Below are 13,632 nucleotides of genomic sequence, written 5' to 3'. Positions count from 1 at the left end.
GGGTGACGGAAAGGGTTGTCACTCATTCGCAACCCGATGATCTGGTTACAAACCCCGCACTCCGGCTAACGTGCGTCTCACTTTTCGGGAGCACGAAATGGAGTGGAACATGCGGCGTTCACGCAGGCTCTGGGGAGCCGCTGCGGTGGTGACAACCTTGTCATTGGTGCTCACTGCGTGCGGGGGTGGCTCTGGCAGCAGCGGCTCGAGCGGTGAGGTGGATCCGAACGGGACCTTCACCGTCTACGGCACCGAGCCGCAGAACACGCTGATCCCCACGAACACGAACGAGCTCGGCGGCTCCAAGGCCGTCGACGCCATGTTCGCCGAGCTGGTCGCCTTCAAGGGCGACAATGCCCAGCCCTACAACCAGATGGCCGAGTCGATCACCACCCCCGACTCCAAGGTCTACGACATCAAGATCAAGCAGGGCTGGAAGTTCCACGACGGCACCGAGGTCAAGGCGAAGAACTTCGTCGACGCCTGGAACTACGGCGCCTACGCCCCCAACGGCCAGATCAACACCGACTTCTTCTCCAACATCCAGGGCTACTCCGACGTCCACCCCGACGACAAGGCGGCCAAGCCGACCACGGACAAGATGTCCGGCCTGGTCGTCAAGGGCGACTACGAGTTCCAGGTGACGCTGAACGCCCCGTTCTCGGTCTTCGAGACCAAGATCGGCTACACGGCCTTCGCGCCGCTGCCCGACGCGTTCTTCAAGGACCCCAAGGCGTTCGCCGAGCACCCGATCGGCAACGGCCCGATGAAGTTCGTCAGCCGTACGCCGAACGCGGATATCAAGCTGACCCGCTTCGACGACTACCAGGGTCAGGACAAGGTCAAGTTCAAGGACCTGGACATCAAGATCTACGCCAGCCAGGAGACCGCGTACCAGGACCTGCTGAGCAACAAGCTCGACTTCATCGAGACGCTGCCGCCGTCCGCGCTGGCCGGCAGCAAGTACAAGAGCGACCTGAAGGACAACCTGGTCACCGGCCACCTGCTCGGCATCAGCACCATCGCGATCCCGTACTACGTGCCCGGGTACAACAACCTCGACCTGCGCAAGGCCATCTCGATGGCGATCGACCGGACGCAGATCACCAAGACCGTCATGAACGACACCTACGTGCCGGCCGACGGCTACATCTCGCAGGGCATCCCGGGTTACCGGCCCGGCGTCTGCGAGTTCTGCAAGTTCGACCCGGCGCAGGCCAAGCAGTTGTTCGCGCAGTCCGGGTTCAAGGGCAAGCTGACCATCGCCTCGAACGCCGACGGCGGCCGCAAGGAGCCGCTGGTGGCCGCGTGCAACAGCATCAAGAACGTGCTCGGCGTCGAGTGCGACTTCGTGCCGGCCACGGACTTCGGCCAGTGGCGCAGCATCGTGACCGGGCACAAGCTGACCGGCATGGGCCGCTCCGACTGGTCCGCGGACTACCCGTCGATCGAGGACTTCCTGAACCCGATCTACAAGACCGGTGCCTCGTCGAACGACTCGACCTACTCCAACCCGGCCGTGGACAAGCTGCTGGAGCAGGCCGACGCGACGCCGGACAAGGACGCCGCGGTGAAGATCTACCAGCAGGCCGAGGACCTGATCGCCAAGGACCTGCCGTCGATCCCGGTCTGGGACGAGAAGGGCGTGGCCGCCAAGTCGAAGCACACGAAGACCGTGGTGCTCGACTTCCGCCGCCGCGCCGACTACTCGTCCGTCGAGGTCACCAAGTGACGCGCTGATCACCGTCCCACCACCACGGCTCGTGAGTGGTTATGACGGTTAGAACCGTCATAACCACTCACGAGCCCGGCGCGCACTCCTAGGAACTGACGCATGATTCGCTACGTCCTGCGACGCCTGCTCCAGCTGATCCCGGTGTTCTTCGGAACCACCTTCCTGATCTACGCGCTGGTGTGGGCCGTCCCCGGGGACCCGTTCTCCGGCAAATGCGGCCAGACCGCCTGCCCCCAGGCGTACATCGACCTGATGACCCAGAAGTTCCACCTCAACGACAACCTGATCGTCCAGTACTTCAAGTACCTGGGCAGCCTGTTCACCGGCGACTGGGGCGAGACCTTCAACGGCAACTCGGTCGGCGAGCTGATCGGCAACGCGTACCCCATCACGCTGCGGCTCGCGCTCGTCGCGGTGCTCATCGAGGCCGTGATCGGCCTGACCGCCGGCGTGCTCACCGGCCTGCGCGGCAAGGGCTTCCTCGACAACCTGGTGCTGGTCTCCACCACCTTCCTGATCTCGCTCCCGGTGTTCGTCACCGCGATCGTGCTGCAGATCGTGCTGGGCACCGAGTTCGGCATCATCGACACGAGCGTTTCGGACAATCCCGGGTTCGGCGAGCTGATCGTGCCCGGCATCGCGCTCGGCAGCCTCTCGATGGCCTACATCGCGAGACTCACCAGAACGTCGATCGCCGAGAACCGGCACGCCGACTACATCCGCACCGCGATCGCGAAGGGCCAGCCGCGCAGCCGCGTGGTCGGCGTGCACCTGCTGCGCAACTCGGTGATCCCGGTGCTCACCTTCCTGGGCACCGACCTGGGCGCGCTGATGGGCGGCGCGATCGTCACCGAGGGCGTGTTCAACATCAACGGCCTCGGCGGGCTCATCTTCCGCGGCATCCAGAACCGGGAGAGCGCCACCGTCACCGGCGTGGTGGTCCTGCTGGTGCTGGTGTACCTGCTGATGAGCCTGATCGTGGACCTGCTCTACGCCGTTCTCGACCCGAGGATCCGTTATGACTGACCCCAACCTCGTCGGCGGCGGCGGGGTCGACGCGGCGGAGCTGTCGCGCATCGATGACTCGGCCGTCGCGGCGAAGAAGCCCCGCAGCCTGTGGTCCGACGCCTGGCGCCAGCTGCGCCGCAAGCCCGCCTTCGTGATCTCCGCGGTGATCATCGTGCTGGTGGTGCTGATCGCGATCGCGCCGGGCCTGTTCTCCCACCGGGAGGCCGGGTTCAGCGATCTGACCAAGGCCAACCAGGGCCCGTCGGGCGACGCCTGGTTCGGCTACGACAACCAGGGCTACGACGTGTACGCCCGCACCATCTACGGCACCCGCGCGTCGCTGCTGGTCGGTGTCTTCGCGACGATCCTGACTGTCCTTTTCGGATCGCTGGTCGGCATCATCGCGGGCTACTACGGCCGGCTGATCGACAGCCTGCTCTCGCGGCTGGGCGACATCTTCGCCGGGCTGCCGTTCGTGCTGGGCGCGATCGTCATCCTCACGACGTTCAACGCGCCCGGCTCGAACCCCGGCGCCGTGACGATCATCGTGCAGGTGGTGTGCTCGATCGCCGTGCTGACCTGGCCGGTGGCGATGCGCATCATGCGCTCGGCGACGCTGGTCGCGAAGCAGCTCGACTACGTGAAGGCCGCGCGGGCGCTCGGCGCCAGCACGCCGCGGATCGTGTTCCGGCACCTGCTGCCGAACACGCTCGCGCCGGTGCTCGTCTACGGCACGATCGCGCTCGGCGCGGCGATCGGCGCCGAGGCGACGCTGGCGTACCTCGGCATCGGCGTGCGGCCGCCGGTGGTCTCGTGGGGCGTGATGATCAGCGATTCACGCGACTACTTCCGGGCCGACCCGCACATGCTCCTGTTCCCCGGTGCGTTCGTCACCATCACCGTGCTCGCGTTCGTGATGCTCGGTGACGGTATCCGCGACGCGCTCGACCCGAAGTCGAGGTAGCAGTCGATGTCCGAAACAGAGAACGAGCTGCTGCTCGAGGTCGAAGACCTGCACGTCGAGTTCCGCACCTCCGACGGCGTCGCCAATGTGCTCAACGGCGTCAGCTACTCCGTGCACGCCGGCGAGACGCTGGCCGTGCTCGGCGAGTCCGGCTCCGGCAAGAGCGTCACCGCGCAGACGGTGATGGGCATCCTCGACGTGCCGCCCGGCGTGATCACCGGCGGCTCGATCCGCTACCGCGGCGAGGACCTGCTCACCGCCACCGAAGAACGGCGGCGCGAGCTGCGCGGCGCGGAGATCGCGATGATCTTCCAGGACGCGCTCTCGGCGCTGAACCCGGTGTTCACCATCGGGTTCCAGATCGAAGAGCAGCTGCGCGTCCGGCAGGGGATGTCCAAGAAGGACGCCCGCAAGCGCGCGATCGAGCTGCTCGACATAGTCCGCATCCCGGCGGCCGAGCGGCGGATCAAGGACTACCCGCACCAGTTCTCCGGCGGGATGCGCCAGCGCGCGATGATCGCGATGTCGCTGGCGCTCGACCCGGACCTGCTGATCGCCGACGAGCCGACCACCGCGCTGGACGTCACCGTGCAGGCCCAGATCATGGACCTGCTCGCGGAGATCCAGCGGGAGCGGCGGATGGGGCTGATCCTGATCACGCACGACCTCGGCGTGGTCGCGGAGACGGCCGACCGGATCGCGGTGATGTACGCCGGCCGGATCGTGGAGCAGGCCGAGGTGCGCGAGCTGTTCCGCGCGCCGGGGCACCCGTACACCGCGGCGCTGATGGATTCGCTGCCCCGGCTGGACTTGAAGGGCCAGACGCTCGAGACGATCAAGGGCCTGCCGCCGAGCCTGCTCGACATCCCGCCGGGCTGCCCGTTCCACCCGCGCTGCAAGCGGGCCGAACAGCGCTGCTCGGACGAGCGCCCTTCGTTGCACGCCTTGGGCTTCGGCCGGGTCAGTGCGTGTCACTTCGCCGAAGAGGTGGTGGAAAGCCGTGGTTGAGCCGATTCTCAGCGTCCACGAGCTGGTGAAGCACTTCCCGGTGCGCCAGGGGGTGCTGTTCAAGCGCACGGTCGGGCAGGTGAAGGCGGTCGACGGCGTCTCGTTCGACCTGATGCCGGGCGAGACACTCGGCGTGGTCGGGGAGTCCGGGTGCGGCAAGTCCACGCTCGCGCAGGTGCTGATGCGGCTGGAGGAGCCGACCTCGGGGTCGGCGACCTTCGAGGGCAAGGACTTGTTCGCGGTCCGCGGGGCGGAGCTGCGTCGGCTGCGGCGGGAGATCCAGATCGTCCTGCAGGACCCGTACACCTCGCTGAACCCGCGGATGACCGTCGGCGACATCGTCGGCGAGCCGTTCGAGATCCACACCGAGGTGGCGCCGAAGGGCTCGCGCGCGCAGAAGGTGCGGGAGCTGCTGGAGGTGGTCGGGCTCAACCCCGAGCACCTGAACCGCTACCCGCACCAGTTCTCCGGCGGGCAGCGCCAGCGCATCGGCATCGCGCGGGCGCTCGCGCTGCGGCCCAAGGTGATCATCTGCGACGAGCCGGTGTCCGCTTTGGACGTCTCGATCCAGGCGCAGGTGATGAACCTGCTCGGCGACCTGCAGGGCGAGTTCGGGCTGTCGTACGTTTTCATCGCCCACGACCTGTCCGTGGTTCGTCACCTCTCCACCCGGGTTGCCGTGATGTACCTGGGAAAGATCGTCGAGGTCGGCACCGAGGACGAGATCTACGAGCGGCCCTCGCACCCGTACACGCAGGCGCTGCTTTCGGCGGTCCCGGTGCCGGACCCCGAGGTACGCGGGCAGCGGCAGGTCATCCGGCTGGAGGGCGACGTGCCCAGCCCGCTGGACCCGCCGTCGGGCTGCCGGTTCCGCACGCGCTGCTGGAAGGCGCAGGACGTGTGCGCGACCGAGGTGCCGGAGCTGGTGGCGCGCACCGACGGGCACCTTTCGGCCTGCCACTTCGCGGAGGCCAAGTCCGTCGTGCCGTGATTTTCCGTTTTCCTCCGCATGGCCGTTGCTGCGACGTGTGTCCGCTATGTACGTTGCGGTATCGGTTTTTCCTGAGGAGGACCAGTGAAAAGACCCAGACTGCTCGCCGCGGTGCTCGCGGTGCCCCTGATCGGCGCGGTGTCCGGCGTCGCCGTCCCGGCGTCGCCGTCCCGGCGTCGCCGTCCCGGCGGCGTCGGCCCAGCCGGCCGCCCTGTCCGGACCCACCACGGAATTCACCGTGCTGGCGCGCGACGCCCGGGCCGTGGGCGCCGTGCAGCAGGCGGTCCGCGAGGCGGGCGGCACCGTCGTCGGGACCAACACCGCGGTCGGGCTGGTCACGGCCACCGCGCCGGCATCCGGCTTCACTGAGCGGATTTCGGCGAACCGCGCGGTGTTCGGCGCGGCGAAGGCGAAGTCGATCGGCTCCGCGCCCCGCGGCGGCAAGAAGGTGAAGCCGGACGCCGTGGAGAAGGAGGGCCGCGCGTCGGCCGGTGCTGCCGCGAAGAAGCAGCCCGTCGGGACCGATCCGCTGGACGACCAGCTCTGGGGCCTCAAATCCGTCCGGTCCGACCTCGCGCGCACGGTGCAGCCCGGCGACAAGCGGGTGAAGGTGGGGGTGATCGACACCGGCGTCGACGGCAGCCACCCGGACATCGCGCCGAACTTCGACAAGGTCGATTCGCGCAACTTCACCAAGGACATCGTCGCCGACGTCAACGGGACCGTGGTGGACGGGCCGTGTGAGTACCGCGGCTGCGTCGACCCGGTCGACCACGACGACAACGGCCACGGCACCCACGTCGCCGCCACGATCGGCGCGGCGGCCAACGGGTTCGGCGTCTCCGGCGTCGCCCCGAACGTCTCGCTGGTGAACATCCGCGCGGGCCAGGACTCCGGCTTCTTCTTCCTCCAGCCGACCGTCGACGCGCTGACCTACGCCGGCGACGCGGGCATCGACGTCGTCAACATGAGCTTCTACGTGGACCCGTGGCTGTACGCCTGTTCCGCGAACGCGGCCGACTCCCCGGCGGAGCAGGCCGAGCAGCGGACCATCATCGAGGCCACCAAGCGCGCGCTGGACTACGCGCACCGCAAGGGCGTTTCGATGGTCGTCGCGCTCGGCAACCAGCACGACGACCTGGCCACGCCGCACGACGACGTCACCAGCCCGGACTACCCGAGCAACGAGACGCACCCGCGTCCGGTCGACAACGCCTCGTGCCTCTCGCTGCCGGTCGAGGGCCCGCACACGATCGGCGTCGGCTCCTTCGGCCCGTCGCAGGCGAAGGCGGACTACTCCAACTACGGCACCGAGCAGATCTCCGTTTCCGCGCCCGGCGGCTACTTCCGCGACGGCTTCGGCACACCGTGGTTCCGGACGGTGGAGAACGAGATCCTCTCGGCGTACCCGAAGAACGTCGGCGTGGCCGAGGGCAACATCGACGCGGCGGGCAACGTGACCCCCGCCGGTGTGACCCTCGGCGTGCAGAAGGCGACGGCGGCGGACGGTCGCGTCGGCTACTACCAGTGGCTGCAGGGCACGTCGATGGCCGCGCCGCACGCCACGGGCGTTGCCGCGCTGATCGTTTCGCAGTACGGAAAACGCACCGGCGGCGACTTCGGCATGGACCCGGACGCGGTGCAGCGGGTCATCGAGGGCACGGCGTCCCCGATCGCCTGCCCGGTCCCCCGCACGGTCGACTACCTCGACGAGGGCCGCGACTCCTCGTTCACCGCCACCTGCACGGGCGACGCCTCGTTCAACGGCTTCTACGGCCACGGCGGCGTCGACGCGTACTCCGCGGTGACACACGGGGCCGCTTACCTGCGTAAGTAGGCGTGGGTGCGGGGCCTTCCGCCGGTGCACGGCGGAAGGCCCCGCGTCCGGCTAGCGGTTCGACGCCTTCTTCACGAAGTCCGCGAGGTCCTTCGCCTGCTGCAGCCGCGTCGGTTCGTGGACGTACATCATGTGGCCCGCCGGGTAGTAGGCCGTGTCGATGTTCTCGCGCAGCTCGTCCGGGATCTTCAGCTGGGCCAGGACGTGCTCGGAGGCGAAGTAGGCCGTCGCGCCGTCGTAGTGGCCGAACGCGACGTGGACCTTCAGGTGCGGGTTGGCCCGCATCGCCGCGCTCACCGCGTCCACAACGGACACCGAACGGCCCTCGAACTCCTTGTACGACCAGGCCTGGTTCGTCTCGTGCGAAAGGATCTCGTACGGCAGGTCGTTCTGGTAGCCCAGCTCGGCGCGGATGTAGTGGTTGAACGCCGCCGAGTAGGCGCCGATGACGCGCGAGATCGACGGGTCGTCGCTCATGTGCTCGCGCCCGCCGTCGGCCTCCCAGGTGGTGAAGCGGCCGTCCATCCGGCCGACGGTCAGGCCCCGGTCGCGCAGCAGCTCAGTGAAGAAGCGCACGTGCTCGATCCGCAGGTTGACCCGGTCCACATAGGACTCGCTCAGCCCGGTCAGCGAAGCCAGCGTGGCCACGGTCTCGGCCCGGTCCTGAGTGGACAGCCGGGCCCCGCGCGCGAGCGCCCACGGCAGCTCCTTGGCCGCGAAGTCCTCGGCGTCGGCCAGCACGTCGTCGAGCGGGCGGTCGCCGTGCAGGCCGTGGTAGTGCGCGATGGCCGCGTACGTCGGCACGAACAGCGAGTACGGCAGGTCGTTGCCCTCGTGGAAGCGCAGCGTGCCCATGTCCAGCACGGACGAGATGAGCAGCAGCCCGTTGAGGTACAGGCCGAAGCGCTCCTGCAGGAGCCCGGCCAGCCCGGCCGCGCGCAGCGTGCCGTAGGACTCGCCGGCCACGAACTTCGGCGAGAGCCAGCGCTCGTTGCGCGAGACCCACAGCCGGATGATCTCGGCGACCGAGTCGAGGTCGCCCTGGAAGCCCAGGTAGTCCTTCGGCTCCCCGCCGTCGACCGCGCGCGAGTAACCGGTGGAGACCGGGTCGATGAACACCAGGTCGCTGTGCGCCAGCAGGCTTTCGGCGTTGTCCTCGATCCCGTACGGCGGCGGCACGAGGTCGTCGACGTCACCGGAGAGCACGCGGCGCGGGCCGAGCAGACCCAAGTGGAGCCAGATGCTGGACGAGCCGGGGCCGCCGTTGAAGGCGAACGTCACCGGGCGCGTGCCCGGGTCGGCGTCGTCGAGCGTGTACGCGGTGAGGAAGACCTCGGCCTTGGGCTTGTGGCCGGCGGACTTGCCGTCCTTGACGACCTCCTGGCGCAGCACCACGCGCCCGGCCTGGGCGGTATAGGCGAGTTTGCGGCGCTTGACCGTGAGGGTGTGCTGGGTGGTGACGAGGTCGTCGACGGGGTCCGGGGCGGGGTCCGCGGCCGCCGGCTTCCCGGTCTTGTCTTCTGGCTCTTCGGGAGTGGTGTCCGACATGGTCTCCAACCTAGTGTCACGTGATCCTGTTTCCTTGCGAGTTGCCAGGAAACAGGAACACAACACTAGCCGCCGCGCTGTGGGAAGGTGGCCGGATGCAGTGGTCGGCATGGGTTGCCGAGGCGCGATGACGGGCCCGCTCGCGGAGCTGGACGCCGTCGTCACCGGGTGTCGCGCGTGCCCGAGGCTGGTGGCGTGGCGAGAGGAAGTCGCCGTCACCAAGCGTGCCGCCTTCGCGGACCAGGAGTACTGGGCGCGGCCGGTGCCCGGGTTCGGGGCGGCGGACGCCGCGCTCGCCGTGGTCGGGCTGGCGCCGTCGGCGCACGGTGCGAACCGGACGGGCCGGATGTTCACCGGCGACCCGTCGGGGGATTTCCTGTTCCGGGTGCTGTACGAAGTCGGCCTCGCCTCGCAGCCGACGTCCACCGGCCGCGGCGACGGGCTCACGCTGCGCGGCACGCGGCTCGTCTCGCCGGTGCGCTGCGCGCCGCCGGGGAACAAGCCGACGCCGGCCGAGCGGGACACCTGCCGGCACTGGCTCGCGGACGAGCTGGCGTTGCTGCGCCCGACGTTGCGCGCCGTGGTCGTCCTCGGCGCGTTCGGCTGGCAGGCGCTGCTGCCGGTGCTCGCCGCGGCCGGCTGGCCCGTGCCCGCGCCGCGCCCGGCGTTCGCGCACGGCGCCGACGTCCGGCTCGGCGGGCTGCGCCTGTTCGGCTGCTACCACGTGTCCCCGCGCAATGTCCAGACACGGCGTGTGAGTCACGCCATGGTGGGTGACGTTTTCACCGCCGCAGCCGCCGCCGCGGGGCTCATCTGAATCGTGGTGGCCTGCGTGGCGACGCTGGTCACAGCGGGGCGGGGTACCCGAGCGACACGGGCGCGGAGGTGGGACTATATGAGCATGGCTGCTGCGAAGTCGGAACCGACTCGGATCCTCGTCCTGGGTGGTGGATACGTCGGCCTGTACACCGCGTACGGGCTTCAGAAGATGCTGCGCGCCAACGAGGCCTCCGTGACCGTCGTTGACCCCCAGCCGCACATGACCTATGCCCCGTTCCTGCCCGAGGCGGCGGCCGGCGCGATCGAGCCGCGGCACGTGGTCGTGCCGCTGCGCCGCGTCCTCAAGCGCTGCCACGTGCTCACGGCGCGGGTCACCAAGATCGAGAACGAGCGCAAGTCCGTCACGGTCGAGGCCGCCGACGGCCACATCGAGGCGCTGAACTACGACATCCTCGTGGTCGCGCTCGGCGCCGTCGCGCGCATCCTGCCGATCCCGGGCCTGGTGGAGCAGGGCATCGCCTTCAAGACCATCGGCGAGGCCATCTACCTGCGCAACCACATCATGACCAAGCTGGACGAGGCGGCCAGCACGCTCGACCCCGAGCTGCGCAAGCGCCTGCTCACGTTCACCGTGGTGGGCGGCGGCTTCGCCGGCATCGAGGCGCTGGCCGAGCTCGAGGACATGACCCGGTTCGCGGTGGAGAACTACTACCCGAACATCAAGCCCGCCGACATCCGCTGGGTGCTGGTCGAGGCCGCCGGGCGGATCCTGCCCGAGGTCCGCGAGACCCTGGGCGTGTACACGGTGCAGCAGCTGGAGAAGCGCGGCATCGAGGTGTACCTGGCGACCGCCGCGAAGTCGTTCGAGAACGGCCACGTGGTGCTCTCGGACGGCACCGAGTTCGACACCGAGACGATCATCTGGACGGCCGGCGTGAAGGCCAACCCGGTGCTCGCCGAGTCGGACCTGCCGCTGGACAAGCGCGGCCGTCTTGAAGCCACCGCCGGCCTGCAGGTCGTCGGCCACCCGGACGTCTGGACCGCGGGCGACAACGCCGCCGTGCCGGACCTGTCCCGCACCGAGCAGGACCCGACGGCCACCTGCCCGCCGAACGCGCAGCACGCGGTGCGCCAGGCGCGCGTGCTGGCCAAGAACATCATCCGCGTGATCCGCGGCGGCCAGCCGAAGGACTATTACCACAAGAACCTCGGCGCCGTCGCCAGCCTCGGCCTGCACAAGGGCGTCGCCGACGCGCTGAACCTCAAGATCAAGGGCTTCCCGGCCTGGCTGTTCCACCGCGCCTACCACCTCAAGGCGATGCCCACCTGGAACCGCAAGATCCGCATCCTCTTCGACTGGATGCTGGGCGGCCTCTTCCGCCGCGAGGTGATCTCCCTCGGCCAGATCAACAACCCGAAGGAAGAGTTCGACCGGGTCTCCAAGGGCTGAGTTCTCCTTTGGCCGGGCCACCGCGTTTCCCGCGGCGGCCCGGCTTTTTGTTGCGCGTTCCGGGCCCCGCTAAGGTGTGCGGTGCCCCCGTAGCCCAACTGGCAGAGGCAGTCGACTTAAAATCGACCCAGTGCGGGTTCGAACCCCGTCGGGGGCACCATTTGCGCAGGTCAGGGGCGCGACAAGGGGCGCAAGTAAGATCAAGTGCCCCACTTGCGCCCCGTTTTGCCGCCTGACGACGAGAGCAAGCCCTGGGCCTCTCCGGTGCATGTCGCCCGGATCGCAGGTTGTGTCCGTCGGGCCTGCCGACGAGTGGGCGCAAGTTCTGTGTCTCTCTACTGTGGACACTGCGGTGGGTCGTGCGGAAGCCTGCCTTGAGGAGTTCCAGGCGTGGGAGACGGGGGTTTGTCCAGTGGGTGAGGTTCGCCGGGTCGTGCTTGATTCGTCGGTGGTGCGGCCGGGGTCGACGTTGCGGCCGATTTCGCGGTTTGTGGTGGAGCGCGACGGGGTGGAACGGGCGTCGGTGGTGTTGGGGCGGGCGGAGATCTTCGAGCGCGAGCCCGTGGAGTACGCGGTGGCTCGGTTCTCCTGGGCTGAAGGCGGCCAAGAGGACGCACGGGCCGTGGTGACGGCGGCCGTGGAGTCGGCTCCGCCGGGTGTCTCCGTCTATCTGCCGGTCAGTGCCGCGGTGAGTGCTGACCACGCTGCACGACGGGATATTGCGCGGGCGTGCGGGTTCGAGTTGTTCCAGGAGAAAGAGGGCTTTCGGTGGGTCGACGCCGGTCAGACGCTGCCTGAGCCTGGGCTGCGGCTGGAGCCGATGTCGCGGATCGGGCCGGAGGCGTTCATCCCGGTGATCGGGCGATGTGTGGCCCGGACCCTGGATCGGACCGACATCCTGGTGTTCGGCAGGCATCAGCCCCAGCAGTGGGCCACTACGTTCCTGGACCATCACGCGTCTGCCGCGGACGTCGAGTCCTGGCTGTACGCCGAGACGGCCGACGGTGTGCCGGTGGGGTTCGTCGGCCTGGCTCAACGCAAAGGTGATCCCGACGTGGGCACGATCGTGCTCATCGGGGTCCTGCCGGAGCAGCGCGGTCACCGTTATGTGGACCAGTTGCTGCTGGCGGCGTACCGCGCCGCCCGCACGCGTGGCTTCGCTGCGGTGCAGTCTCTGGTCGACGTGGACAACCATCCGATGATGGCGGCGGTGCGCCGTTCCGGCGCCGACCCCGACGCCGATCCTTGGCACAGCTGGTTGTTCACCTCGAACCGTGGCGCATGACGCCAGCCGAGATCAGGTCAGCGGCTGGGCCCGGAGTAGAGCGGACCGAGCAGCTGCCGGTACGTCCCGTCGTCCGGTGAGGTGCAGGCCGAGGATTCGGTGCCGTCGTTTCCTTGGGTGCGGAGGGTGATTTCCGTGCAGGGGTCGGCGTGGGTAGCGTCATCGAGGTGATGGTGCGCCCGCTGTGCGCCTCGATCACGTCCAGCCGGAATGGCCCGCGCAGGTGGTCAACGGCGTTTCGGCGGGCTGCTTGACCAGCCGCAGGCACGCGATGAGTTGCGGCGAGCCCGGCACCGCATCCGACGTCACCACCGTCGGATGCGGGCAGGCTCCCTCGTAGGCGGCCGCGCGGCCGAGCCCGGGGCTGCGGCGCCGGCGCGTACCGGACGGCCCTGTTCGAGCGAGGCCGGCAACGCCGGCCTCGCCGACATCGGCGGCGGCACGAGGACTCGGCCGGACCAGATGATCCGACGGGGCGTCCGGCGTACCGAGGCGCGGTCGTAGCCGATCACGTCATGGTCGCCGGCCTTCCAGCGCAGCACCCCGCGCTCGGCGACCGCGAAGAACTGCCGACCACCGGCGATCGGCCCGAACAGCGTGGTCAGCCAGCCCGCGCACACCACGAACACCGGGATCTGCCAGAGCACGGACTTGCTGAGCACCAACAGAAAAGTGACGAATCCGCCGGCCAGCGCCAGCGCCGTCAAGCCGATCACCCAGCCCACGGCGTGCTGACGCTGCCGGTGCACACGCGTGACTTCGCCCAGGCCCGCTTCGACCGCGCGCTCGGCCGCCGTCGCCCGGTCGGCCCGGCTGAGCAGGCCCGCAACTGCCGTGCGCGTCGTCGGCTCTTGTAAGACGGGCCAGCCGGGGCAGCGAGCGGTGAGGCTTGCGCAGAAGTCGGATGTATTCGTATAATTTCGCCCCGATCAAGGCGATCGCGACCACCTATCGAGGGTTCAGGCGGACATTCATTGGATGTCTGGCCTCCCCGGCCTGTTGGCTACACCCCTAGGTTCGGAGGAT

At 68.8% G+C, this 13,632-nt stretch carries 11 protein-coding genes and 1 tRNA gene; 10 read left to right on the top strand and 2 right to left on the bottom strand.

Translation table 11 applies throughout. The annotated features are described in order from the left end of the window. Positions 1–97 precede the first annotated feature (97 nt). The 6 genes from OG371_RS08880 to OG371_RS08855 all read left to right on the top strand — a co-directional run bounded on the left by OG371_RS08880 (position 98) and on the right by OG371_RS08855 (position 7,543). Positions 98–1,732 (top strand): peptide ABC transporter substrate-binding protein, encoded by a 1,635-nt coding sequence (locus OG371_RS08880; RefSeq protein WP_442876092.1) that lies wholly within the window; start codon positions 98–100, stop codon positions 1,730–1,732. A 102-nt stretch (positions 1,733–1,834) separates the two neighbouring features. Beyond that, positions 1,835–2,761 (top strand): ABC transporter permease, encoded by a 927-nt coding sequence (locus OG371_RS08875; RefSeq protein ID WP_329067425.1) that lies wholly within the window; start codon positions 1,835–1,837, stop codon positions 2,759–2,761. Then, positions 2,754–3,707 (top strand): ABC transporter permease, encoded by a 954-nt coding sequence (locus tag OG371_RS08870; protein WP_329067423.1) that lies wholly within the window; start codon positions 2,754–2,756, stop codon positions 3,705–3,707. Before OG371_RS08875 ends, OG371_RS08870 begins: the two co-directional genes overlap by 8 nt. 6 nt (positions 3,708–3,713) lie before the next feature. Further along, on the top strand, positions 3,714–4,715 hold the full coding sequence (locus OG371_RS08865) for an ABC transporter ATP-binding protein (protein ID WP_329067421.1): 1,002 nt from the start codon (positions 3,714–3,716) through the stop codon (positions 4,713–4,715). Further along, positions 4,708–5,706 (top strand): ABC transporter ATP-binding protein, encoded by a 999-nt coding sequence (locus tag OG371_RS08860; RefSeq protein ID WP_329067420.1) that lies wholly within the window; start codon positions 4,708–4,710, stop codon positions 5,704–5,706. Before OG371_RS08865 ends, OG371_RS08860 begins: the two co-directional genes overlap by 8 nt. 211 nt (positions 5,707–5,917) lie before the next feature. Continuing rightward, positions 5,918–7,543: a S8 family serine peptidase gene (locus OG371_RS08855; RefSeq protein ID WP_442876151.1), complete on the top strand. Its 1,626-nt coding sequence runs from the start codon at positions 5,918–5,920 to the stop codon at positions 7,541–7,543. A gap of 51 nt (positions 7,544–7,594) precedes the next feature. Here OG371_RS08855 and OG371_RS08850 read toward each other — a convergent pair whose 3' ends face one another. Continuing rightward, positions 7,595–9,091, bottom strand: coding sequence for a S10 family peptidase (locus OG371_RS08850; protein WP_329067418.1), 1,497 nt, complete (start codon positions 9,089–9,091; stop codon positions 7,595–7,597). A 127-nt stretch (positions 9,092–9,218) separates the two neighbouring features. Here OG371_RS08850 and OG371_RS08845 point away from each other — a divergent pair, with 127 nt between their 5' ends. From OG371_RS08845 to OG371_RS08830, 4 genes are all read left to right on the top strand, one after another. Further along, the gene (locus OG371_RS08845; RefSeq protein ID WP_329067415.1) at positions 9,219–9,908 is read left to right on the top strand and encodes a uracil-DNA glycosylase; all 690 of its coding nucleotides are present in this window, start codon (positions 9,219–9,221) and stop codon (positions 9,906–9,908) included. Between the two features lie 84 nt (positions 9,909–9,992). Then, a complete protein-coding gene (locus OG371_RS08840) occupies positions 9,993–11,321 on the top strand; it encodes an NAD(P)/FAD-dependent oxidoreductase (RefSeq protein WP_329072962.1) in 1,329 nt (442 codons plus the stop codon). Positions 11,322–11,404: 83 nt separating this feature from the next. After that, a tRNA-Leu gene (locus OG371_RS08835) sits at positions 11,405–11,481 on the top strand. A 180-nt stretch (positions 11,482–11,661) separates the two neighbouring features. Next, positions 11,662–12,606, top strand: coding sequence for a GNAT family N-acetyltransferase (locus OG371_RS08830; protein ID WP_329067414.1), 945 nt, complete (start codon positions 11,662–11,664; stop codon positions 12,604–12,606). A 305-nt stretch (positions 12,607–12,911) separates the two neighbouring features. Here OG371_RS08830 and OG371_RS08825 read toward each other — a convergent pair whose 3' ends face one another. Next, positions 12,912–13,355, bottom strand: a complete 444-nt coding sequence (locus tag OG371_RS08825; RefSeq protein ID WP_329067413.1) for a hypothetical protein — start codon at positions 13,353–13,355, stop codon at positions 12,912–12,914. Positions 13,356–13,632: the final 277 nt, after the last annotated feature.

Origin of the sequence: Amycolatopsis sp. NBC_01480 (assembly GCF_036227205.1) — a bacterium.
Lineage (GTDB): Bacteria > Actinomycetota > Actinomycetes > Mycobacteriales > Pseudonocardiaceae > Amycolatopsis.
This window is presented reverse-complemented; position numbering and strand designations above follow the sequence as displayed.

Coding starts and splice junctions, on each gene's coding strand:
- OG371_RS08880 (WP_442876092.1), top strand. CDS start 98: ATGGAGTGGAACATGCGGCGTTCACGCAGGCTCTGGGGAGCCGCTGCG.
- OG371_RS08875 (WP_329067425.1), top strand. CDS start 1,835: ATGATTCGCTACGTCCTGCGACGCCTGCTCCAGCTGATCCCGGTGTTC.
- OG371_RS08870 (WP_329067423.1), top strand. CDS start 2,754: ATGACTGACCCCAACCTCGTCGGCGGCGGCGGGGTCGACGCGGCGGAG.
- OG371_RS08865 (WP_329067421.1), top strand. CDS start 3,714: ATGTCCGAAACAGAGAACGAGCTGCTGCTCGAGGTCGAAGACCTGCAC.
- OG371_RS08850 (WP_329067418.1), bottom strand. CDS start 9,091: ATGTCGGACACCACTCCCGAAGAGCCAGAAGACAAGACCGGGAAGCCG.
- OG371_RS08845 (WP_329067415.1), top strand. CDS start 9,219: ATGACGGGCCCGCTCGCGGAGCTGGACGCCGTCGTCACCGGGTGTCGC.
- OG371_RS08840 (WP_329072962.1), top strand. CDS start 9,993: ATGGCTGCTGCGAAGTCGGAACCGACTCGGATCCTCGTCCTGGGTGGT.